This is a genomic window from Anaerostipes butyraticus (genome assembly GCF_016586355.1).
Classification (GTDB): Bacteria; Bacillota; Clostridia; order Lachnospirales; family Lachnospiraceae; genus Anaerostipes; species Anaerostipes butyraticus.
This window is the reverse complement of sequence record NZ_BLYI01000049.1, coordinates 1-21,250: the sequence shown is the minus strand read 5'-3', so window position 1 is coordinate 21,250 and position 21,250 is coordinate 1. Positions and strand designations below refer to the sequence as shown.

Annotated in this window: 20 protein-coding genes; 16 read left to right on the top strand and 4 right to left on the bottom strand. The window is 38.1% G+C overall.

What is annotated here, in order from left to right; all coding sequences use genetic code 11:
* Positions 1-82 precede the first annotated feature (82 nt).
* Positions 83-1,813, top strand: coding sequence for an AIPR family protein (locus tag JMF81_RS12315; RefSeq protein ID WP_201311752.1), 1,731 nt, complete (start codon positions 83-85; stop codon positions 1,811-1,813).
* A 778-nt stretch (positions 1,814-2,591) separates the two neighbouring features.
* On the opposite strand, the gene JMF81_RS12310 is transcribed toward JMF81_RS12315, so the two are convergent.
* Together JMF81_RS12310 and JMF81_RS12305 are read right to left on the bottom strand one after the other, a co-directional pair.
* A complete protein-coding gene (locus JMF81_RS12310; protein ID WP_201311751.1) occupies positions 2,592-3,485 on the bottom strand; it encodes an SEC-C metal-binding domain-containing protein in 894 nt (297 codons plus the stop codon).
* A gap of 9 nt (positions 3,486-3,494) precedes the next feature.
* Positions 3,495-3,983, bottom strand: coding sequence for a hypothetical protein (locus JMF81_RS12305; RefSeq protein WP_201311750.1), 489 nt, complete (start codon positions 3,981-3,983; stop codon positions 3,495-3,497).
* A 369-nt stretch (positions 3,984-4,352) separates the two neighbouring features.
* Between JMF81_RS12305 and JMF81_RS12300 the strand changes: the two genes are divergently transcribed.
* The 8 genes from JMF81_RS12300 (at position 4,353) to JMF81_RS12265 (ending at position 11,145) form a co-directional block, all read left to right on the top strand.
* Positions 4,353-4,562 carry a helix-turn-helix domain-containing protein gene (locus JMF81_RS12300; RefSeq protein ID WP_201311749.1) on the top strand — a complete coding sequence of 70 codons (210 nt, stop codon included), beginning with the start codon at positions 4,353-4,355 and terminating at the stop codon, positions 4,560-4,562.
* Positions 4,562-5,629, top strand: a complete 1,068-nt coding sequence (locus JMF81_RS12295) for a DNA cytosine methyltransferase (protein ID WP_201311748.1) — start codon at positions 4,562-4,564, stop codon at positions 5,627-5,629. Before JMF81_RS12300 ends, JMF81_RS12295 begins: the two co-directional genes overlap by 1 nt.
* 2 nt (positions 5,630-5,631) lie before the next feature.
* A complete protein-coding gene (locus tag JMF81_RS12290; RefSeq protein ID WP_201311747.1) occupies positions 5,632-6,651 on the top strand; it encodes a restriction endonuclease PLD domain-containing protein in 1,020 nt (339 codons plus the stop codon).
* A gap of 14 nt (positions 6,652-6,665) precedes the next feature.
* Positions 6,666-8,234 (top strand): restriction endonuclease FokI C-terminal domain-containing protein, encoded by a 1,569-nt coding sequence (locus JMF81_RS12285; RefSeq protein WP_201311746.1) that lies wholly within the window; start codon positions 6,666-6,668, stop codon positions 8,232-8,234.
* Positions 8,235-8,401: 167 nt separating this feature from the next.
* A complete protein-coding gene (locus tag JMF81_RS12280; protein ID WP_201311745.1) occupies positions 8,402-9,184 on the top strand; it encodes an HNH endonuclease in 783 nt (260 codons plus the stop codon).
* 4 nt (positions 9,185-9,188) lie between these two features.
* Positions 9,189-9,632, top strand: a complete 444-nt coding sequence (locus JMF81_RS12275; protein ID WP_201311744.1) for a very short patch repair endonuclease — start codon at positions 9,189-9,191, stop codon at positions 9,630-9,632.
* Positions 9,633-10,482: 850 nt separating this feature from the next.
* Positions 10,483-10,731 carry a hypothetical protein gene (locus JMF81_RS12270; protein WP_201311743.1) on the top strand — a complete coding sequence of 83 codons (249 nt, stop codon included), beginning with the start codon at positions 10,483-10,485 and terminating at the stop codon, positions 10,729-10,731.
* 228 nt (positions 10,732-10,959) lie between these two features.
* Positions 10,960-11,145 (top strand): MerR family DNA-binding transcriptional regulator, encoded by a 186-nt coding sequence (locus JMF81_RS12265; RefSeq protein ID WP_201311742.1) that lies wholly within the window; start codon positions 10,960-10,962, stop codon positions 11,143-11,145.
* Between the two features lie 223 nt (positions 11,146-11,368).
* Here the strand turns inward: JMF81_RS12265 and JMF81_RS12260 are convergent, their stop codons facing one another.
* The gene (locus tag JMF81_RS12260) at positions 11,369-12,133 is read right to left on the bottom strand and encodes a nucleoside phosphorylase (RefSeq protein WP_201311755.1); all 765 of its coding nucleotides are present in this window, start codon (positions 12,131-12,133) and stop codon (positions 11,369-11,371) included.
* Between the two features lie 174 nt (positions 12,134-12,307).
* Between JMF81_RS12260 and dgt the strand changes: the two genes are divergently transcribed.
* From dgt to JMF81_RS12245, 3 genes are all read left to right on the top strand, one after another.
* Complete coding sequence (dgt, locus tag JMF81_RS12255; RefSeq protein WP_330611521.1) at positions 12,308-13,705, top strand: dGTP triphosphohydrolase; 1,398 nt, start codon at positions 12,308-12,310, stop codon at positions 13,703-13,705.
* A gap of 174 nt (positions 13,706-13,879) precedes the next feature.
* Positions 13,880-14,227, top strand: coding sequence for a cyclophilin-like fold protein (locus JMF81_RS12250; RefSeq protein ID WP_201311740.1), 348 nt, complete (start codon positions 13,880-13,882; stop codon positions 14,225-14,227).
* Positions 14,228-14,375: 148 nt separating this feature from the next.
* Positions 14,376-15,218: a pyridoxamine kinase gene (locus tag JMF81_RS12245; protein WP_201311739.1), complete on the top strand. Its 843-nt coding sequence runs from the start codon at positions 14,376-14,378 to the stop codon at positions 15,216-15,218.
* Between the two features lie 64 nt (positions 15,219-15,282).
* Here the strand turns inward: JMF81_RS12245 and JMF81_RS12240 are convergent, their stop codons facing one another.
* Positions 15,283-16,161: a MurR/RpiR family transcriptional regulator gene (locus JMF81_RS12240; protein WP_201311738.1), complete on the bottom strand. Its 879-nt coding sequence runs from the start codon at positions 16,159-16,161 to the stop codon at positions 15,283-15,285.
* A gap of 236 nt (positions 16,162-16,397) precedes the next feature.
* On the opposite strand from JMF81_RS12240, the gene JMF81_RS12235 reads away from it, so the two are divergent.
* The 4 genes from JMF81_RS12235 to JMF81_RS12220 form a co-directional block, all read left to right on the top strand.
* Positions 16,398-17,837: a 6-phospho-beta-glucosidase gene (locus JMF81_RS12235; protein ID WP_201311737.1), complete on the top strand. Its 1,440-nt coding sequence runs from the start codon at positions 16,398-16,400 to the stop codon at positions 17,835-17,837.
* 3 nt (positions 17,838-17,840) lie between these two features.
* Positions 17,841-19,220, top strand: coding sequence for a PTS transporter subunit EIIC (locus JMF81_RS12230; RefSeq protein WP_201311754.1), 1,380 nt, complete (start codon positions 17,841-17,843; stop codon positions 19,218-19,220).
* On the top strand, positions 19,217-19,681 hold the full coding sequence (locus JMF81_RS12225; protein ID WP_201311753.1) for a PTS sugar transporter subunit IIA: 465 nt from the start codon (positions 19,217-19,219) through the stop codon (positions 19,679-19,681). Before JMF81_RS12230 ends, JMF81_RS12225 begins: the two co-directional genes overlap by 4 nt.
* A 269-nt stretch (positions 19,682-19,950) precedes the next feature.
* On the top strand, positions 19,951-21,250 hold a 1,300-nt coding region (locus JMF81_RS12220), incomplete at its 3' end, for an immunoglobulin domain-containing protein (protein ID WP_201311736.1).

The window sequence follows — 21,250 nt, the reverse complement described above, 5'->3', positions numbered from 1 at the left end:
TTATAATTAAAAGTTAATCATAATTCTAAACACTAATGAGAGGAAAAGTAAATACGAATTTTAGTATTTATCAGAAAGGACAATGGACGAAAAGCAGTTAATGAATGAAGCTTTGAATACAAGGCTGATAGATTATGAGGATAGTTTTGATAAGATGATTTTTGAAAACTATTTTGAAGAGATGGTAGAATCAACAGAAATGAGCCGTATAAAAACAGATAATTACGGAGACGCAGGAATTGACTATATATTTTTTCTGTTTAATAGGAAGCTTATTTTTTCATTAGAGGATTTGGAGGACATAAAAAGCGAAGGAAAGAATAACAGGATTGATATTTATTGTATTCAAATAAAAAATAGTGATCGACTGGATTCAAATGTCCCTAATAAGTTCATCGAATTCTCAGAGAATTTAGTAGATGGGAAAAAACCCGATCATTATAATGAAGAAGTAAAAGAAAATATTGATATTTTTACAAATTTAGTTAAGAAGTTTGTTCTTAAATCTAAATTTTATATACATTTCTACTATTTTAATCGTGCGGGGAAAAAACAGTTGGAATCTGCGAGTGATTTATTAGGAAGATTCGATACCTTAAAGCATTTGTATGATACCGTGGATTTTATCGAAGAAGTAGATATTGAAATATTAGGTGTAAATGATATAGTAAAGACATTAAGGACAGGTAAAAATTTTGAGTATGTGTTCAAAGATATTGATAAGTTTGAAGCTGAAGTTGACCATAACGATGAATCGACTAATGCTGTAATTGCGTTGATTCCAATTACACAATTCTATAAGTTTATATGTTTAGAAAATGGACAGATTAATGATAAATTATTTGAATCAAATATACGCGACTATAAGGGGAGGAGCAATGTTAATAAGAATATTATAAAAACTTTGCAGGGTGGCAATAATTTAGATTTTTGGTGGTTAAATAATGGAATTACTATAACTGTTGAAGATATTCAAGAGTCAAAAACGGCAAAACGAATTCAGATTATTAATCCACAGATTGTGAATGGACTTCAAACTTCATATTCTATTTACAATTATTATTCTGCACATATAGAAGACTTAGAAAATGAAAAACGAAAACTTTTTGTTAAAATTCTTAAAGTGAAAGAAGAATCGGAAGGGGAGGAGCTAGAAATCATTGTAGCTACAAATAGTCAGAACGAAATTAGAGATAAAGATATCCATGCTAATGATGAAGTTCAAAAAAATATAGAACAATATTTTAAAAAATTTGGCAAATATTACCAAAGAAAAGACAAATACTATACAAATCGCAGGAGAGATAAAAAGGATATTGTAAAGTTGTCTGAAATGGCAAAATATATTAATACAATTTTTCTTAAAGATCCATCGTTTACAAGAAATAATCCGGGGAAATTATTGAGTGGAAATAAATATAATACGATCTTCCAGATTAACAATTTAGATCAGGATTATGAAAGATATTATTTGGCATATAGAATATATGCTGTTGTTATGGAGAATAATAAAGGTACAATTTTTATAGGAGAAGATGAATTTGAACGAGCGAATTTTATACATCATTTAGTGTACGCTACTGTTTGTTTATTCTTTAATACTATTGACTATTCACCCACAAATATTAAATATATGAGTATAGAAAAAATCTCTAAAAAAATAATAAGTGAAGCAATGGATGTGATAGTTCAAACAATACAAGAGAATGAAATACCACATGCAAAAATACTTAAAGCTATTAAAGAGCAATCGTTTATGCAACAGTTAAGAGATCAACTAATTAAAAAAATAAATAGAAATGGAATCACATAAATACATATTCTGTGAACCATAACCATTATTCCTTTTTCTATATGTATGGAAAGTTCTAAAAATGGTAGAATAAAAAAGTATGGAGTCAGATTTAATTTTGCGAGTTTGCGTACACAATAGTGTATTAATTATTTTATATGGTAGATAGTCTATGGATTATCTGCCATATTTTTGTTGAAAAGAATAAGAGTCAGGTCTGTGTAAGCACTGGCTCTTGGTGGTGGTGTGCTCGGCGCGCGCACGTTCTAATGGGTGAAAGATTCTGATCCGCTAAGCAGTGGGAAGGATGTAGCTAATATGGAGGAGATTGCTGTACAAACTAAAGTCTGATAACTGTACGGAATGCTAGCAGTAAACTGGGCAGGTATAAGTAGGAAAGAACGTATGAGTGCCCAGGGAGGTCTTATGGACATGGCAAGGACGATACAACATTTATCGCCATGTGTAAAGCTTGCCATGAGAAGTCAGCAAGGATCATAGTGTGCAACTCGGAAGTTGTTATTTTAATTGCAGAAATGCTACGGCTTCTTTCTCGTTGTATTCCTATTGATAAGTGCTTAGTAAGAAATGAACAGTGCAAAGCAATCGAGACAAAGTGAGAAAAGTGGAAAAAAGAGAATTGCAGGAATCACCAGTGTATTGGACAGATTCCATTTGCAAAAGTATCTGTTAAAAATCCTGATATAAGTTTACCTGCACTTGAGTATGCCATAAAATATTTCTTTCTAGGTATTGAAAAAGCAGTCAATCTTTAAAGACTAACTGCTTTTGTGTTTTGTTATGAATTATGTTGTAGATCAAAATATTTAAAGTTGCAACAATCTTTCAAAATAATTTGGAAGTGATGATATTCATAATACATTTTTAATTTACAACATTTTTTAAATTTTTTGCCGCTTCCGCACATACATAATTCATTTGCATCTTGTTTTTTTATACTTTCGTCACGTTTGAAAATTTTGTTGTCCTTAATGTCAAAGAGCTGAAAATTATAAATGTTTTGTTCAAGAAAATTATCAAGCATTGCAAATTTTTCAACTTCAGTTCTAGTATCATCAGATAATTCAATGATACATCTTTTATCTGCTGGATTTATTACAAGAGCAACTGCATTTATTTCCTTTATTTCTAAAATCTTTTCATAAGCTATATCACCCCAATAGAGATTACCTTTAATATGAGGACACGAAAGACTATTCATTGCTTTGCCACATATACTGCATTCGGATTTAGTTATGATAAATTCTGAACTCGCAAAAATTTTATAAGGGTATAATTTTTCATATGCATGTAATAGTTTGTTCAAAAAGGCTAATTCAAAACGTTTGTTAGGTTCTACAAATCGTCCAACTCCGTATATATCATCTAAGCAATCTTGTAATGTGTTCCAAGATTGCTTATATTTTTTATTTTGTAATAGAGAAAAGTAGGCTGCTAAATTACCAAATAAATGAAAATAAAGTTTTGCAACAAAGACAGCATTAGCAAGTTGTTCGTTTTGTATATTTATTGCGGTATGTTTCACATTATCGAAGAGTATACAAGCCTGTTTATATTCTGCAAACGGTTCATCAAAATTTAGTTCTTCTAGTTTTAATTTTTTCTTGTTTAAGAGGTCTTTGATCTTGGAAATGTCTTCTAATGATGTTTTGTAAAAAAAGTACTCTAACATATGCGCACCTTATAAATTATTGATGTCAATTTTTTCAAAAGTTTCCTTAAATGCTTCCGCACTTCCGTTATAATGAAGTTCTTTGAAATCATCGCCGTGTTTTACTTTGAAAGAAATATCTACATTACAAGGTTCTTCTTCTCTGCCTTTGCGTTTTTGTATAATATAGTCACTTACTATATTAACGGCTATTGGTAGTAAAATATTTGTTGCAACAAATATTAATGGCATCCAAATATCAAAAGAATGTAAAGAACGAACGTTGACATCTTCATCAGCTAAAATGTCAATGTTTTGTTCTAAATTTTTGTTTTTACAATATCTATAAAACGATAGAGATTCATCAGCAAAATAGAAACCACCATTATATTTATAAGGCATGATAAGAATATCAGAAGAACTAATTTTTTTTTGACATTCTTCTGAAATGTTATTCTCTTTATAATATTCTTGTAAGGGATATTGGCTATATCCAATAGCACTATGAGTTGTCGTCATATATTTACCTCTTTCCGTTTAGCTATAAATAAATTATAGCATTTTCATTATTACTCTACAATGAGAATTGCCGATAATATATTAATGTAATTTCTATTTATAATCTCAAATAAATTATTTCTGGAGACAATAAAGCGTCTGTCAAGCGTAACTCCAAATACGTTACTGTTAGAAGGAGTAAAAACTGTAGAGAGTAATAGGCATAAATGTAAATTTAATAGAAATTTTACGAGAGAAGAATATTTTAATAATAGAAGTATTTGAAATAAAAAATGAGTAATCTTCAATAACATGCTAAAATAATATTTTGACATTATCAAAAAATACGTTTACTATATGTAGATAGGTAACCATCAGGAGGAATAATACATGACAATTACAGAACAAATTAAGGTGTTATGTGTGAGGTGCGGTGTAAGTGAAGCAGAACTTGCCAGGCGCTTGGGAAAATCACCGCAGAGTTTTAACGCTAAAATGAAACGGAAAAGTTTTACTATAGACGACTTAGATAAAATAGCAGAGGCACTTGATGTTGAATTTAACAGAGAATTTATATTGGCAGACGGAGAGAAGATTTGATGAGAAACATAGTGAAGGAGTTTAGGCTGGGGGAATTATTTTGTGGGCCAGGAGGACTTGCTCTGGGAGCAATAACAGCTGAGATTGATAATACTGAATACAGGATTGTACATAAATGGGCAAATGATTATGATCAGGACACTTGTGATACTTATACAAGAAATATCTGCCCTGAAGATACAGAGAGTGTTATATGTAAAGATGTGAGAAAGCTTGATATTGATAAACTGGGAGATATTGATGCACTTGCGTTTGGATTTCCGTGTAATGATTTTTCTGTTGTAGGAGAGCAGAAGGGGTTTGATGGAGTATTTGGACCGCTGTATACATATGGAGTAAAGGTTCTGAGGAAGTATCATCCATTATGGTTTTTAGCTGAAAATGTTGGAGGATTAAAAAGTGCGAATGAGGGAAAAGCATTTAAGAAGATACAGGAGGATTTGAAAGCAGCAGGTTATAGAATTTATCCTAATTTATACAAGTTTGAGGAATATGGTGTGCCTCAGGCAAGGCATAGAGTAATAATTGTTGGAATTCGAGAGGACCTTCCGTATGAGTTTAAGATCCCTAGTCCAGAGCCATACAAAGATGTAGATGTGACTTGTAAAAATGCCATTGAGAATCCACCCATTGCAGAAGATGCTTTTAATAATGAATTAACCAGGCAGTCTGCACAGGTTGTTAAGAGACTATCATATATTAAACCAGGGCAGAATGCATTTACAGCAGATTTGCCAGAAGAGTTACGGTTAAAAGTTAAGGGAGCTAAGATAAGCCAGATTTATAAACGTCTTGATCCAAATAAACCGGCATATACAGTAACTGGTTCTGGCGGTGGTGGTACACATATGTATCATTATTCAGAACCAAGAGCTTTGACAAACAGAGAGCGAGCAAGACTTCAGACATTTCCGGATAATTATGTTTTTGAAGGCTCAAAAGAGTCAGTGAGGAAACAGATTGGCATGGCGGTTCCAGTAAAAGGAGCGAAGGTAATTTTTGAAGCAATTTTAAAGACCTTTGCGGGAATCGAATATGAAAGTGTGGAACCCAGTATAAAGGAGTAAAAATGTATACGGAAAATTTTGAAGATAAAATTTTATTTAATCCGGCTAGAAAGGATGGACAGGCGTGTAATTACTTGAAGATTATCACAGCATTTACTGACGTGGAGAGGATTTCAAGCCATTTGATCAAGTTGTTTGACGGTAGAAACAAGGAATATACAACCAATATTAAGGTTGATATTATTTTAGGAATGACAAGAGGAGCAGGGCTTACGAAGAAGAAACATAAGAAGATTTGTTCCTTGATTAGACGTTTGAACAGTGTCCATGGGATGCCGAAAGTTTCTTGTTATTATATTGTGGAGGGAAAACAGGTTCATTCCAAAGTATATGTGTGGTGCAGGGGCAATAGAGCAGTAGAAGCTTATAATGGTTCTGCAAATTATACAATGAATGCGTTTTATGTTCGGAGAGAATGTATGGATTCTTGTGATGCGAAAGAAGCAAATCATTATTATAATAGTCTGTTAGCAGATACTATGAATTGTTTTGATGAACAGATAAAAGAAAAAATAACATTTTCAAGCAGGAAGAATGTGGAGGATGATATAGAGGAGACGAATTTAGAAAATTTATCATGGGATCATTATCAGAATATTGAAGCAGTGGATAGTATTGAGATTTCCTTGTTAAAAGCAGATGGAAGTGATACAGGATATGGTTCTGGAGTGAACTGGGGTATCCGTAAAAATGGATATAAAAGAAATCGCAATCAGGCATATATACCTTATAATACCGGTGACCGGAAAGCAGGTTTTTTCCCGGAAGCAGATGCAGATGGCACCTATCCAGTATTTAAAGTAGTTACAGAAGACTATGATGCTTTTTATATGCGGCAGGCACAGGCAAATGGCAAGGCACTTGAAACGCCGGAGAGTAATGCGATTATAGGAGAGTGGATACGTCATAGAATTGGTGTACCGGATGGAACTTATATTACAAAGCAGATGTTAGAGAATGCTGGAGGCACAAAGGTAGTATTTAAGAAATATGCTGATGGTATTTATACATTAGAGTATTAAAGGAGAATGGTTAGATGTTAAATTATTGGTGGGTTACTCGTCCAAAACGAAAATTAAATTCAATTCCAGAGGTACTGGCAGCGTTTGCAGATTTGTCATTAAATGAAGAATGGGATGGACAGAGAAATTCTCATTTGGCATATGAAGACGCATTAGAACAAGCAGGATTAAAAAGGAAAGGTGAACGTCGTGATCAAACTGGAGGCGGCGCAAGGACGTACAAGGCATGGCTGGTCAGTCTAGGATTAATTTTTGTCCAGGAGTCCACAGGAAAGATTAAATTGACATTGGCGGGAGAAGCGATTATGAATGGGGACTCGCCAGTTGAAATTTTGAAAGGACAGATATTGAAATATCAGTTCCCGTCTGCTTTTTCTATTGGACGAGGTGTGCGGGTTGCACCTAGATTTAAGATTCGCCCATTTCGATTTTTATTAAGACTTTTAATGGATGAAAAAGTCGGCTATTTAACAGAAGAAGAAATTGCGAAGATTGTTGTAACAGAAGCAGAAAATGAGAGTGTAAAATGCTATAATTATATTGTAGACCGGATTGAACAGTTTAGAAGTTATGGTGATGATTGTTTGGAGGAAGATTTTTTTGAAAAATATAAGTCTTCCAAAGGCGGTGTTAATCCAGAACATCCATACAGACATTTGACAGATTTGGCAAATACACTGGTTAACTGGCTGGAATATACACAATTAGTAAAACGTGAAGACAAGAAAGTTGCCGTGCTGGATGATAAAATTCCAGAGGTCCAGCAGATACTGTCATACACACCAAATTTTATCGACCGTCCGGAACAGCACGAGTATTTTCAAAGAAAGTATGGATTGGATCCAAAACATAAAAAAGATAATCGGAATCTTACATTAACAAAAACGGTAACGGCGGCAATGATTGCAAAACAGAAGATTATGCAGGCATACATTGTAGAATCAATGGAAAGGCCTATTACAAGAATTACGCCAAAAGTTGTTGATTATATTGTTCATGTAACCGGAATTAATGGAAAAACAGTGGAGAATGTTTTAATTGAAACGTATCCAAATGGTTCTGTAGGAGCGTTTATGACAAGATATTTTGAAATGGCATTTAAAGGGCGCGATGAAGCAACAGAATTCGAAAAAGCAACTGTAGAATTGTTTCAAGATGTGTTTGGTTATAAAGCAAAGCATGTAGGTCCGATAGGCCTTACACCAGATGTTTTATTGCTGTCTGACAGTGATGGCTATCAGGCAATTATTGATAATAAAGCGTATCATAAGTATTCGATTAGTAATGATCATTACAACCGGATGGTACATAATTATATTGAAAATTTGGCAAACTACAGCGATTCATCAGACCGACTGGCATTTTTCTCTTATATAGCAGGTGGTTTTGGAAAAAATATCGATAAACAAATACAGTCAGTTGCCAATGCAACTGGAGTTAATGGTTCTGCAATCAGCGTGACAAATATGATTAAAATGGTGGAACAGCATAATAAGGTACCATACAGCCATAAAAAATTATGCGAAATTTTTAGTGTGAACCGGCAGGTGCTGATGCAGGATTTGATTTTAAGAGAAGAATAAGAGGCATAGTGGCAGGACAGGGAAAAATATTGTTCTTTGTTTTGTATTATAATATACTTTTTTAAGATTTTGAATATTGTTGGATTGGCAATACCGATTTGATAATATTCGATGAGGTATAAAGATCAAAGAATACTTGAGTGATGTCTGGTAAGGAAATAATAATTATGAAAGAAAATAGAAATGGGGAAAAATGGACAAGAGAAGAAACTATACTGGCTTTTGAACTTTACTGCCGTATTCCTTTTGTAAAGATAAATCAGAGTAATCCGCAAATTATTGAATTGGCTGAACTGCTGGGGCGTACGCCGGGTTCAATTGCTTTAAAAATGCATAATTTAGCGCACCATGATCCCGAACTTCAAAAGAGAAATGTATCTGGTATGGCTCATGGAAGCAGACTGGATGCAGAAATTTTCGCTGAATTTTCAGATGATTTAACAAAACTTGCATATCAGGCTCAGATTATTAAAGCAAAAATAAAGAATCAAAATTTGACCGATATGGTTGATTGCAGGGATATTGAAAAAATTCCAGAAGGCGAATATAAAGAGCAGATGGTAAAAATTAGCATTGGACAGTATTTTTTTCGCATGGCAGTGTCAAATTCGTATGGAAATAGATGCTACATTACAGGACTTGGGAAAGCAGGTTTGTTAGTAGCTAGTCATATAAAACCATGGAATGTTAGTAATGAAACAGAAAAAACAAATCCCAAAAACGGTCTTTGCTTAAATGCTTTGCATGATAAGGCATTTGATAAGGGATTAATTACTCTTAATAATGACTATCAAATTATTATCTCTAACAGACTGAATGATACAGCAATGGATTTGAAAACTAAAGAATGGTTTTTTAGTTATAATAGGCAGCAGATTTGTCTGCCAGAAAAATTTTTACCAGATAAAAAGTTTATTGAATATCATAATGATGTTATTTTTCAGAGGTGATTATATGGATAACCTGACTCCGGCTCAGCGTCGAAAAAACATGCAGAATATAAGATCAAGTAATACAAAAATCGAAGAAACACTTAGAAAGGTTTTGTGGCATGAAGGCTTTCGATATAGAAAAAATTACAAAGCACTTCCGGGGAAACCAGATATTGTATTTACAAAATATAAGATAGCAATATTTTGTGATGGTGAATTCTTTCATGGAAAAGATTGGGATAAACTTAAACAGCATCTGGAAAATAGTAATAATGGCGAGTATTGGATTAAAAAAATTTCTGGAAATAAGGAACGAGATGAGGAAGTTAATAAGGAACTCTTGAATATGGGATGGACTGTGATTCGTTTTTGGGGGAAGGATATTTTAAAAAATACAGATGAGTGTGTTAAAATGATAAAAGAGAAAATTTTTGAAAAGAAGCACGGGAGTGCAGAAGAAAATTAATAAGCATTAGATGAATAAGGCAGATGTTTGCAGGATGAAAAAGATAGAAAAAAATGAATATAAATTATGATGATGGCAGATAGTCTAAGGATTGTCTGTCATATTTTTGTTAGAATTTAAGACTATTTGTTACTGCGAAGTTTTCAAAAAGAGATTTGCAGAGTGACTCCTTCAGTGTAGGCCGAAAACATACAGCTAAAAATGAAATATAGAGTATATAATGGCGAAATATCATTGTCAATTTACAGCGTTAATGGTGATATGGATTCACCAGGCAACAGGCAAGAAGTAGTTTAGATAAGATGAGAGAAGAGTCTTTGATTCAATTAGTTGGAGAGGGACGTTCCAGTAAATATGTAAAAATCGAGTGAAACTCGATACCCACTCGAAAATATTGGAGAAGGCTTGAAAAAATAAGAAAGAGCATCTGGCTGTTCTTTCTTATTTTTTTATCTCATAGGAAACTGTTTTCATATGAGATAAAATGTATTTCATATTTTGAAATATTGTTCTTTTGCCATATTTTAAATATAGATAAAAACATCTTGCCATCACGTTAGCGCGATAGTCTATGCTTAAATTTACCAGGACAGAACTGAGAGAAAAAGTATGATGCACGAAGGGAGAAGATTCATGAAAAAGATAAAGATTTTTTTAGCAGTAATAGGCATGGCATTTAACGGCATGTGGGAAAGGAACAAATAATTCTTCGGGGGCTTCTTTACAAAAAGAAGAAAATCATACCCCTGAAACTACCAAAACGTCACCGGATAAATACACCTGGTATATTAAGGATTACGTGGGAAGGAATGCGGCATCTTTTGGCTATACATCAATAGGAGGCAATCATATGGATCAGTATGGAGAAGGACTTTTTAAAATCGTTTTTGTAAATGAGGATGGTTTTTACATTGATATTTCAAAAGAAGAATTGAAAAAGTACAGGGTGGTCAAACAAAATATTGAGCCAAATACAGAAATGAAATATACATTTGAAAAGGATGATGATGGTGAAGAATATGACAGCCTTGTTGACAGTCAGAACATTGAAGAAATTGAACTATATGTTACGCAGGTAAAAAATAATCAAAACAAGTAAAATATAATAATTGAATAAGGGTTTGAAATATATCATATAAAGGAAAAAGATTCCGCCGGATTGAGAAAATACAGTTTGGCGGAGTCTTTTTCTCTGTCAGCGATACTTTTTTATATTCGCGAAATTTACATGGTCTTTTAAGAAACCAATGACGTGCAATGCCAAAAAGGAGGTTGCTATCACGTTTGCGTGATAGGATAAGCTCTTTAGGCGGAAAGAGAGAAGACCGTGATAAAAAAAAGAATAAGTGAAGTTAGTAAACTGGCCGGAGTAAGTAAAAGAACACTGCAGTATTATGACGATGAGGGGGGGGTGGTGGCAGAGAGATCAGAAAACAATCATCGATTGTATGATGAGGAAATGCTGGAACAAATATGGAGGATTATAGTATATAAAGGTCTGGATTTGAATTAAAGGAGATCAGACAGCTGCTGCAGGGGTCAAGGGAAGAACAGAAAGAATATCTGGGATTACGAATAGAAAATATCAGGAGTTAAATGAGCAGCTGGAACTTATTTCATTTGTATTGAAGTATGGGATGCCTCGGATTCCGGAGGAAGGTGAAGGAAAAACATATGTGGAAGAAATGGATGAATGGAAGAGAAAAATATTCTCTTCCCTCATCTGAAAATAAGTGTTATAAAGCCAGCCCGCATTCGAAAGCCAGGACCATATATTTTTCTGCATCTGTAAGTCCATATAAGGTTAAGTCACGGATTTCCCATGTGTCAGAGCTGAGGCTGTCTGCTCCGTATAAAAACTGAGCAAAAGGGATCTGCCGGTATTTTGAGACTGCCAGCATGGAAGCGCATTCCATTTCCACTGCGAGACAGCCTTCCTGTCTGCGTTCTTCGATCATTGGAAGGGTTTCTCTGTAAATTGCATCAGAGGTCCAGGTTTTTCCTTTGACATAAGGACAGCTGCAGGCAGTCAGGACAGTTTCCAGTGTCTGGACAGAGCGGGGATTTGCTGTGATTTCTGATGAAGGCGCCATATAGTGATAACTTGTGCCTTCATCGCGGACAGCAGAAACAGGGATTATGATTTTGCCTTTGGTTTTCTCATCGTCCAATACGCCGCAGGAACCGAAAAGCACAAACTTTCCGGCGCCCATTGCCACGACTTCCTCAAATCCGCAAACACAGGCCGGCGCGCCGACTCTGGATAAGTAAAACGCAATGTCTGTGTTTTTATATCGGATTTTGTAAACAGGGACAGCGCCGTTTGCGGTATGAAGTTCCGCAATCTTTTCCGTATGGTCCAGTGAAGCGAATGTTTCGATGATATTTTGTGAAAATGTGGAGACACATATTTTCGGAAAATTTTTGATGGCTTTCGTTGTATCTGATGGACAGAATAAAGCCGGTTCTGTCAGTTCCTTTTTTTGAAATATCGTATGCAGTTTCAGCCACCTCCTTCTGCACTGCAGGAATCATGATGCTTTCCATTATAGAAAAAATAAAGGGATATGTAAAGGAATAAAAAGATTTCTTTGAGATAAGTTCCTTGAAATCTGAAAAAAGAGGTGTTAAAATATCTATTTCCTAAGAATACTGCATTTGAGGAGATGATATTTGTGAAATGGAATCGTTTAATATCAGAGAAACACTTTCATAAAGATGTGGAAGAAAGCATTATACAGAGAAATGATTATGATACGATCATCTGCAGCACATTGTTTCGAAGACTGCAGGACAAGGCTCAGGTTTTTCCTTTGGACGATGATGATTATGTGAGAACACGGTTAACGCATTCACTGGAAGTATCAGCCATCGGATACAAGATTGGCGCATATGTATTTTATAAATTAAGGGAAATGAATGCAGATCCCTGGTTTGAGGAACATACAGAGAAGGAGTTCTCAGATCCGCTTTTGTGCGCCGGGCTGGTACATGATATCGGGAATCCGCCGTTTGGTCATTTTGGTGAGTATGCCATTCGGGAATGGTTTGTGAAGAAGTTAAAGAGGATGTCGCTGGGAAAGAGAAGAGTGACGGATATCCTGGATGAATGGCAGCTGCAGGATTTATACAATTTTGAAGGAAATGCGCAGTCTCTGAGGCTTCTGTCCAAGACGTCCTATCTTGGGAAAAAGCATGGATTCAATCTTTCTTACAGCGTGCTGGGGGCGATTATAAAATATCCGATCTCATCTTATGATCTGAAATATAATAATTCAAATCATTATAAGAAAATGGGATACAATTATGCGGAATATGAGTTGTTTCAGGATATCAGTTCCCACATGGAACTGAATGGAGGCCGCCACCCGCTGTCTTATCTTCTGGAAGCCGCGGATGATATTGCCTACAGGACGTCAGATCTGGAGGATGCCATGGTGAAAAAAGTCATAAATTTCCCACAGATCACGGAGGTATTTCAGGAAGCGGAGCTGTATTCGGATGCAGAGGAAGGTATCAGAATAGAGGTAAAAAAATATCTGGACCGGCTGCAGGAAATATACCAGGAAGAATTGCTGTGCAGCAGTCAGAAGGCGGGACTGACAGCAGTCCAGAGATGGAACCGTTATATTCAGGGTGTCATGATACGAGACGCCGGCAATGCTTTTCTTAAGTATTATGATGAAATTATGGCGGGGAAATTTACCGGAGATTTATTTGATAACACGGCATCCGGATATGTGATCCAGATGATTGCGAAGTTAAGTGAACGCCTGATTTATACCAGTTCTGTGAAGACGAGAACGGAATTGTTCGGACGCAGGATCATAGATTCTTTATTGAGTGAATTTATGCCGGCAGCGATTGTATATGATACACAGGAAGAATCAACGTTTATAGAGAAGAGGACCGTGGATACAATCTCTGATTTTTATAAATCCATGTATCACAGTGAAGCCAGGGGAAAATCAGAACAGGATAAGCTGTATCTGAGAATTCTTATGGTAACGGATTATATCAGCGGTATGACAGATAACTATGCCAAAAAACTGTATCAGGAACTTTTTGTGTAAGCGTTTTTGTTTCGTATAAGGGATTTGCTTTGGCAGCAGGAGGAGGGTGATATTCGAGATTCTATACAGCAAAAGCATGTCATTTTATCCATTCTAAGTATTTGTCCGCAGAAAGTGCAGCGGTGTATACTAGCTGTAACAGGAAGAAAAATACAGCAATGGGAGGGCGTTAACATGAGAATGACGATTGCAGATACAGAAATAAAAGTTGCATGGGAAAACAATCCATCGGTTAAGGCGCTGGAAGAAATGTGCAGAGATGGAGAGCTTACCATACAAATGTCCAGGTACGGTGGATTTGAGCAGGTGGGAAGTATCGGGAAGAGCCTTCCGAGAAAAGATGTTCAGACAAAAACCAGTCCTGGCGACATTGTGCTTTATTCCGGCAGTCAGATGGTAATGTTTTACGGATCCAATTCCTGGGCATATACCAGGCTGGGCAGGATAACCGGCTGTACAAAAAAAGAAATAAGAAAACTGCTGGGAACAAAGGATGTGACGGTAACGCTGGATGCGCGGTAAAGATTCAGCGAAGGAAGTTTCTCGCTGGAAGCAGAGCGATTATAAGAAAACTGGCATGGTTAATTTATACAATTTTGGCTGTTTTTAACCAGTCCAGTTTTTGCTATATTTTCCGATATAGAAAATTGGACAAAGGAGATTTTAGAATATGAAACGAATCGTAACGCTTCAGGATATTTCATGTATCGGGCGCTGTTCCACGACAGTGGCGCTGCCTGTGATTTCAGCCATGGGGGTAGAATGCGGGATTCTTCCTACAGCAGTGCTTTCTACTCATACAATGTTTCAGCATTTCACCAGCAAAGATATTTCGGATCAGATTGAGCCGATTTCAGAGGTGTGGGAAAAAGAAAAGATTACATTTGACGGAATTTACACTGGGTATCTGGCATCAAAAGAACAGTGCGGCCAGATTGTGGATTTCTTTGAACGGTTCGGAAATGACCGCAATGTGATTCTGGCGGATCCTGCAATGGCGGACAATGGGAAACTGTATCCCGGTTTTGAGGAGGATTTTCCGGCTGCCATGGCAAAGGTATGCGCAAAGGCGGATATCATTCTGCCTAACATTACGGAAGCCTGTCTTTTAACGGGAATGCCGTATAAAACGGCATATGATGAAAGCTATATTACGGAACTTTTGAAGAAGCTTTTGGAGCTGGGATGTCATACGGCCGTGCTGACGGGAGTGAGCTATGAGGAAGATAAGCTGGGATTCGAGTATCTGGATCAGGATGGAAATACGGATTCCTATTTTGCGAAGAAATGTCCGGTCAGCTATCATGGCACGGGAGATTTGTATGCTTCTGCTGCAGTCGGGGGCATTATGAGAGGGCTGGACTTAAAGGATGCGCTGGCATTAGCGGCTGATTTTGTGGTGGCATGTATTGAGGCGACAGATCAGTCCAGGGAAGCAAGATGGTACGGTGTGGAATTTGAATCTCAGATTCCTGTGCTGTGCAGTATGCTGGAAAAACGAATGAATCCATAAAAGAAAATTTTAAATTCTAAAATGGCAGGTATCATTAGGTGCCTGCCATTTTTATGCAGCGTATTTAATCTTCCTGCATGATCTCGCTGGTGGCGGTTCTGCTGAAGTCGCCGTATTTTGCAATTTCAATTCGCTTCTTCCAGTTTGCATCGTAGTTTCTGGCATAGTAGCAGGAATACAGAATGTCAAGGATCAGATGGATGGACTGCTGGCTGGAAAATCCCGCGATTTTGGAATAAAGGCGTTCACGGGTTGTGATGTTAATGACATGATCGGAAAGCTGATTGATCGGATTTTCGCCTCTTCCGGTGATCAGGATCATGGGAACTTTTCTCTGGTAGAGAGCGCTGCATTCCTGGACGACCCGGGAGGAAGAACCGGAGTAGGATACCACAATGGCACAATCCTGCGGGGAGGCAAGAAGGAGTGAGTTTAACTGTTCTCCATGATTGGATTCCAGAACGACAGATTTTCCAATACGGATCATTTCGCTGCGGAACAAACGGCAGCAGTCCAGAGAAATGCTCAGTGCCACAATATAGATGTCTTTTGACTGCTCCATTAAATCCACTGCCTGTTCTATGGCATCGTAGTCCATCATTTCCATCGTGTCATCGATGCTTTCTTTGCACAGAGTGGCAATTTTATTAGCCACAGTTTTTGTGTCATCTGACGGAAGGAAAGGCCGGTTGGCATCTACATTTTGAAAATACCGCTCCAGATAGTCCACTTCATCTAAAAAATCTTCCAGAAAATCACTCCATCCGTGGTAGCCCAGCCGCTGTCCGAGACGTACAAGCGTAGAAGGCGTCGTATAGCCCATGGAGGCAATCTGCCGGGTGGTAAGTCCTTTCAGATTTTTCTTTTCTTTTAAAATAAACTGTGCAACGCTGGCTTCGGCGTTGGATAATTTCGTATGTTCTAATTGTTCTGTGATCAGCATAGCGTATCAATCCTTTCAAAAAATCGTGAAATGAAGAAACAAAACACGTGTATATTGTATTTGTTTTAATAAAATTGAAACAATGTTCCTGTTTATTATAATATAAAATCACTAATTTTGAAACAGAAAACCATAATATATTCAGCATATTGCATAATAAATGGGAGAGGTATATAGTTTCATTAGACGGAAATGATTCAGAAACATAATAAAAAAGTGAAACAAAGGAGAGCACGATGAAACTAAGAAAAGATTTTTTGTGGGGAGGCGCCACAGCAGCCAATCAGTTTGAAGGAGGATATCTGGAAGGAGGCAGAGGATTATCCATCAATGACGTACATAAAGGAGGGAATGTCTCAACACCGAGAGTGATTCATGAAACAATCCATGAAGGAGATTATTATCCAAGCCATGAAGGGGTTGATTTTTACCACAGATATAAAGAAGATATCGCCCTTCTGGCAGAAATGGGATTCAAATGTTTTCGCATGAGCATTGCGTGGAGCAGGATTTTTCCAAACGGAGATAACCCGGAACCGAATGAAGAAGGACTTCAATTTTATGACAATGTGTTTGACGAACTTTTGAAATACGGAATCGAACCGGTTGTAACTCTGAGCCATTATGAGACACCGCTTGCCCTGGTGAAGAATTACGGAAGCTGGAGAAACCGGAAAATGATTCAGTTTTTCCAGAATTACTGCAGGGTTGTATTTGAGAGATATAAAGGAAAAGTAAAGTACTGGATGACATTTAATGAGATTAACTGCATTTTAGGAAATGAGAATCCGTATCTTCAGGCCGGAATTAATTTCAAAGAAGGAGAAAACAGAATCGATGTTAAGCTGCAGGCAAGTCATTACATGATGGTGGCAAGCGCGCTGGCTGTGGCAGATTGTCACAGGATCGATCCGGAAGCAAAGATCGGATGTATGCTTCTTTATCCTACAACGTATCCGGCAACATGTGCTCCGATCGATCAGGTTATGACCAGAGACGCCATGGCAATGACCTATTATTTTGGAGATGTTTTTGTAAGAGGAAGATACACCAATACATGTACAGCTTATCAGGAAAAGACAGGCGGACATTTTACGATGGAGCCTGGGGATGAGAAAATATTAAAAGAAGGAACTGTTGATTATATTGCGTTCAGTTATTACTCATCCAAGATTGAAGGCGCCAGGGTAACAGAATTTACCGGAGGGAATATGATGAGAGGCGGCAAGAATCCATACCTGGAAACATCAGACTGGGGATGGCAGACCGATCCGATTGGATTAAGAATGGCGCTGAATCAGTTATATGACAGATATCAGATCCCGTTATTTATTGCGGAAAACGGACTGGGAGCTGTAGACCAGGTAGAGGCAGATGGTTCGATCATTGATGATTATCGGATTGATTATCTGGCCAGACATATCCAGGCATTTAAAGACGCGGTAGAGAAAGACCATGTGGATTTGATGGGATATACCCCATGGGGACCAATCGATATTGTCAGTGCGGGAACCGGTGAGATGAAAAAACGTTATGGGTTTATTTATGTAGACAAAGATGATGAAGGAAACGGAACTTTAAATCGTTCCAGGAAAAAGAGCTTTTACTGGTATAAGAAAGTTATTGCTTCCAATGGAGACGATTTAGAAAATAAAAAAGGAGAAAGAGAGGAATAGCGGATGGATACAAAGAAATTAGCCGAAGACTGTGTACGTCTGGTAGGAGGAAAAGAAAATGTGATCAGTGTCATTCATTGTGCGACAAGACTCAGATTTCAGTTAAAAGATATGGGAAAAGCACAGATAAAAGAAATTGAAGCGCTGAAGGATGTTATGGCAGTAAAAGAGGTTGGCGCCCAGACACAGATCATTATCGGACCAAATGTAAACAAAGTGTATGATGAAGTAATTAAACTGGTTGGGGATCTGAGTGAAAACGCAGGGGCGGAAAATGAAGAAAAGCAGAAACTTTCCGCTAAGATCCTGGATATGGTTTCCGGTATTTTCGCTCCGATCATCCCATTGATTACCGGAGCCGGAATGATCAAGGCGGTTCTTACGATTCTTGTAGTACTGGGACTGCCGGATACATCCCAGGAGTATTATATCCTGAATTTTATTGCAGACTCAGCCTTTTATTTCTTCCCTGTTGTTTTGGGATTTTCAAGTGCCCGCAAATTTGGATGTAATCCATATCTGGCGGCGATGATCGGAGGAGTGCTGCTCCATCCGAACTGGTCAGCGCTGGTAACTGCGGGAGACCCGGTCAGCTTCTTTGGAATTCCAGTAAAACTGTTCTCTTATTCATCTTCTGTACTGCCGATCATTTTGACCGTGTGGTTTATGTCTTATGTAGAACGTTTTGCAGATAAATATTCACCGAGTATTGTAAAGGCAATCCTGAAACCTCTGGTTACACTGGCGGTTACTTCTCTGGTTGCGTTGATCATCATTGCGCCGTTAGGAGCGTATATTGGTGGAATTCTGGCCAAAGGAATCGCATTCCTGGATACTAATGCGCCGGCACTGGTACCGACAATCGTAGGCGGAGTTCAGCCATTCCTGGTATTCTTCGGAATGCATCTTGCGATTTTCCCGCCGCTGCAGACGATCCAGCTTGCGGATATGGGATATGAGATTGTAACAGGCCCAGGGTTCCTGGCAGCAAACCTGGCGATTGCAGGAGCAACTATGGGAATTGCAGTGAGAAGCAAAAACAGATCTGTAAAAGAACTGGCATTTTCTTCTGGATTTACAGCATTATGCGGAATTACAGAACCGGCAATTTATGGTACGATCGTAAAATTTAAACGTGCGATTCTGGCAGTTATTATTGGAGGTGTCAGCGGCGGACTGTTTGCAGGAATCTTCCATTTGAAACGATATGCGATCGCGACACCGGGAATCCCGGCTCTTCCGACCTTTATCGGAGAAGACCCAAACAATATCCTCTTTGCTGTAGGTACTGTGATTATTGCGTTTGTTGTATCTTTTGCAGTGGCATATCTGTTTGGAATCAAGGATGAACCGGCAGCAGAAGCACCGGTTATGGAAAAATAGAAACAGAAAACAATACCATTTATTCACCAATCAATGGAAACGTGATAGAAAGAAAAGATATTCCGGATCCTACGTTTGCCGGAGGGGTTCTTGGAGAAGGAGTGGGAATTGAACCTTCTGAACCTAGAGTGTACGCACCGTTTAACGGAACGGTCGTTATGGTGGCAGATACCAGACATGCACTGGGACTGCAGTCAGATGATGGAATCCAGCTGCTGATTCACGTAGGAATTGACACCGTTGATATGAATGGAGACGGCTTTGATGTAAAATGCAGTGTGGGAGACACGATTCAGTGCGGACAGACTCTGCTGGAGTTTGATCCTGAGAAGATAAAGAAAGCCGGACATCCGTCCGTTACCGCAGTTCTTGTAGGAAACAGCGAAGATTATAAAAAGGTAACGATTACAAAAACCGGTGAGACAAAAGTACTGGACAAAATCATGGTGACGGAACCGTAAAACATAATATAGAAATAGGATATTTCAGACGGCAGATGGTCTTTTAAGATGATCTGCCGTCTTTTGTATCGTAAGCTGGTATCACTGCGGATGAATCCTCTATTTAATCTGATTCGTAGAGAAACTTCACAGGACAGTTTATAAATTTGTAATATATGGTAAAATTATACATATTTTACATAAATAATACAAAATGACCATCTGGATTTTACATAAGAATGTTACCTTTTATTTATGTCAATATTTTCAAAAGTCAGGAGGAGAAAACAATGAGGAACAAGCAGCTCTTTGCGCTGTTTTTGGCAGCAGCAGTTGCTGTACAGCCGCAGATGGTTTCAGCATCAGATTCTGTGGAGCAGGCTGCAGAAACGGGCTCATCCGTAGCTGTTGAGGAAGCAGAAGAAACTCAGGAAAGTACGGAAGTAAAGGCCCAGGCGCAGACGACAGAAAGTGCTGAGAAGGAGACAGCACAGCAGGAAACAGCAACAGAAACAGCACAGAAGGAAAAGCAGACGAAGAAAGAAACCGGCATTGACCAGTCTGCGATGAAAAAAGAAAAAGCGCAGACAAAATCAGAAAAAACAGCAGAGAAACTTGCGACAGTTCGTGTGACGAGCAAAGATGTTTACGGAATTGCAGGAGGAAGTGCGGTTTTAGTCGGAAATTATGATCAGGGATATCCGGCTGTACCGGCGGATGGCATCGTATGGTGTGACGGAAACAAACAGCCGCTGACAGCAGGGGATAAATACAGTACACCGGCCAGCACGACCATGACCCTTAAAAATATTACAAAAGACCAGGATGGTCAGACGTTCTATCTTTCCGCAACCAATGCGGCAGGAACGGCATACAGTGAAGCAGTCACTTTGCATGTACTGGACGCCTCTGCAGCAAATCAGAATGCAAAATCCGGCAGTACTGCAATCTTATCTGTAAAATTAGATGGAAACTGGGGAAGCAGTGTAAAATACCAGTGGTATAAAGGAGATAAAAAAATCTCCGGAGCTACTCTGCCTATCTTAATGCTTACCAATGTGCAGAAAGAAGATGCCGGTGAGTACCGATGTGTGGTACAGAGAGGCTCAGGAAGCGCATCAGAGTATAATTCAAAGACAGTAACCGCGAATCTGACGGTGGATGGAAAACTTGCAGTGGTTCGTGTAACGACAAAAGATGTTTACGGGATCGTGGGAGGAAAGGCAACCTTAGCTGGAAATTATGACCAGGGATATCCTTCTGTGCCGAGAGACGGAGTTGTATGGTGCGATGGGGAGAAGAATCCTTTAACTGACGGAGATAAATACAGCACAACGACCAGCACGACCATGACCCTTAAAAACATTACGAAAGATCAGGATGGACAGACATTCTATCTTTCCGCAGCCAATGCGGCAGGAACGGCATACAGTGAGGCGGTGACTCTTCATGTACTGGACGCATCAGCGGAAGATCAGAGTGTTCTGGCTGGCGATACGGCAACATTGTCCGTAAACCTGGAAGGAAACTGGGGAAGTCCGGTAAGATATCAGTGGTATAAAGGAGATAAAAAGATCTCTGGAGCAGTAA

Bases quoted from the DNA above. Each gene is read 5' to 3' on its own strand.
- JMF81_RS12315 (WP_201311752.1), top strand. From the start codon at position 83: ATGGACGAAAAGCAGTTAATGAATGAAGCTTTGAATACAAGGCTGATA.
- JMF81_RS12310 (WP_201311751.1), bottom strand. From the start codon at position 3,485: ATGTTAGAGTACTTTTTTTACAAAACATCATTAGAAGACATTTCCAAG.
- JMF81_RS12305 (WP_201311750.1), bottom strand. From the start codon at position 3,983: ATGACGACAACTCATAGTGCTATTGGATATAGCCAATATCCCTTACAA.
- JMF81_RS12300 (WP_201311749.1), top strand. From the start codon at position 4,353: ATGACAATTACAGAACAAATTAAGGTGTTATGTGTGAGGTGCGGTGTA.
- JMF81_RS12295 (WP_201311748.1), top strand. From the start codon at position 4,562: ATGAGAAACATAGTGAAGGAGTTTAGGCTGGGGGAATTATTTTGTGGG.
- JMF81_RS12290 (WP_201311747.1), top strand. From the start codon at position 5,632: ATGTATACGGAAAATTTTGAAGATAAAATTTTATTTAATCCGGCTAGA.
- JMF81_RS12285 (WP_201311746.1), top strand. From the start codon at position 6,666: ATGTTAAATTATTGGTGGGTTACTCGTCCAAAACGAAAATTAAATTCA.
- JMF81_RS12280 (WP_201311745.1), top strand. From the start codon at position 8,402: ATGAAAGAAAATAGAAATGGGGAAAAATGGACAAGAGAAGAAACTATA.
- JMF81_RS12275 (WP_201311744.1), top strand. From the start codon at position 9,189: ATGGATAACCTGACTCCGGCTCAGCGTCGAAAAAACATGCAGAATATA.
- JMF81_RS12270 (WP_201311743.1), top strand. From the start codon at position 10,483: ATGGATCAGTATGGAGAAGGACTTTTTAAAATCGTTTTTGTAAATGAG.
- JMF81_RS12250 (WP_201311740.1), top strand. From the start codon at position 13,880: ATGAGAATGACGATTGCAGATACAGAAATAAAAGTTGCATGGGAAAAC.
- JMF81_RS12245 (WP_201311739.1), top strand. From the start codon at position 14,376: ATGAAACGAATCGTAACGCTTCAGGATATTTCATGTATCGGGCGCTGT.
- JMF81_RS12240 (WP_201311738.1), bottom strand. From the start codon at position 16,161: ATGCTGATCACAGAACAATTAGAACATACGAAATTATCCAACGCCGAA.
- JMF81_RS12235 (WP_201311737.1), top strand. From the start codon at position 16,398: ATGAAACTAAGAAAAGATTTTTTGTGGGGAGGCGCCACAGCAGCCAAT.
- JMF81_RS12230 (WP_201311754.1), top strand. From the start codon at position 17,841: ATGGATACAAAGAAATTAGCCGAAGACTGTGTACGTCTGGTAGGAGGA.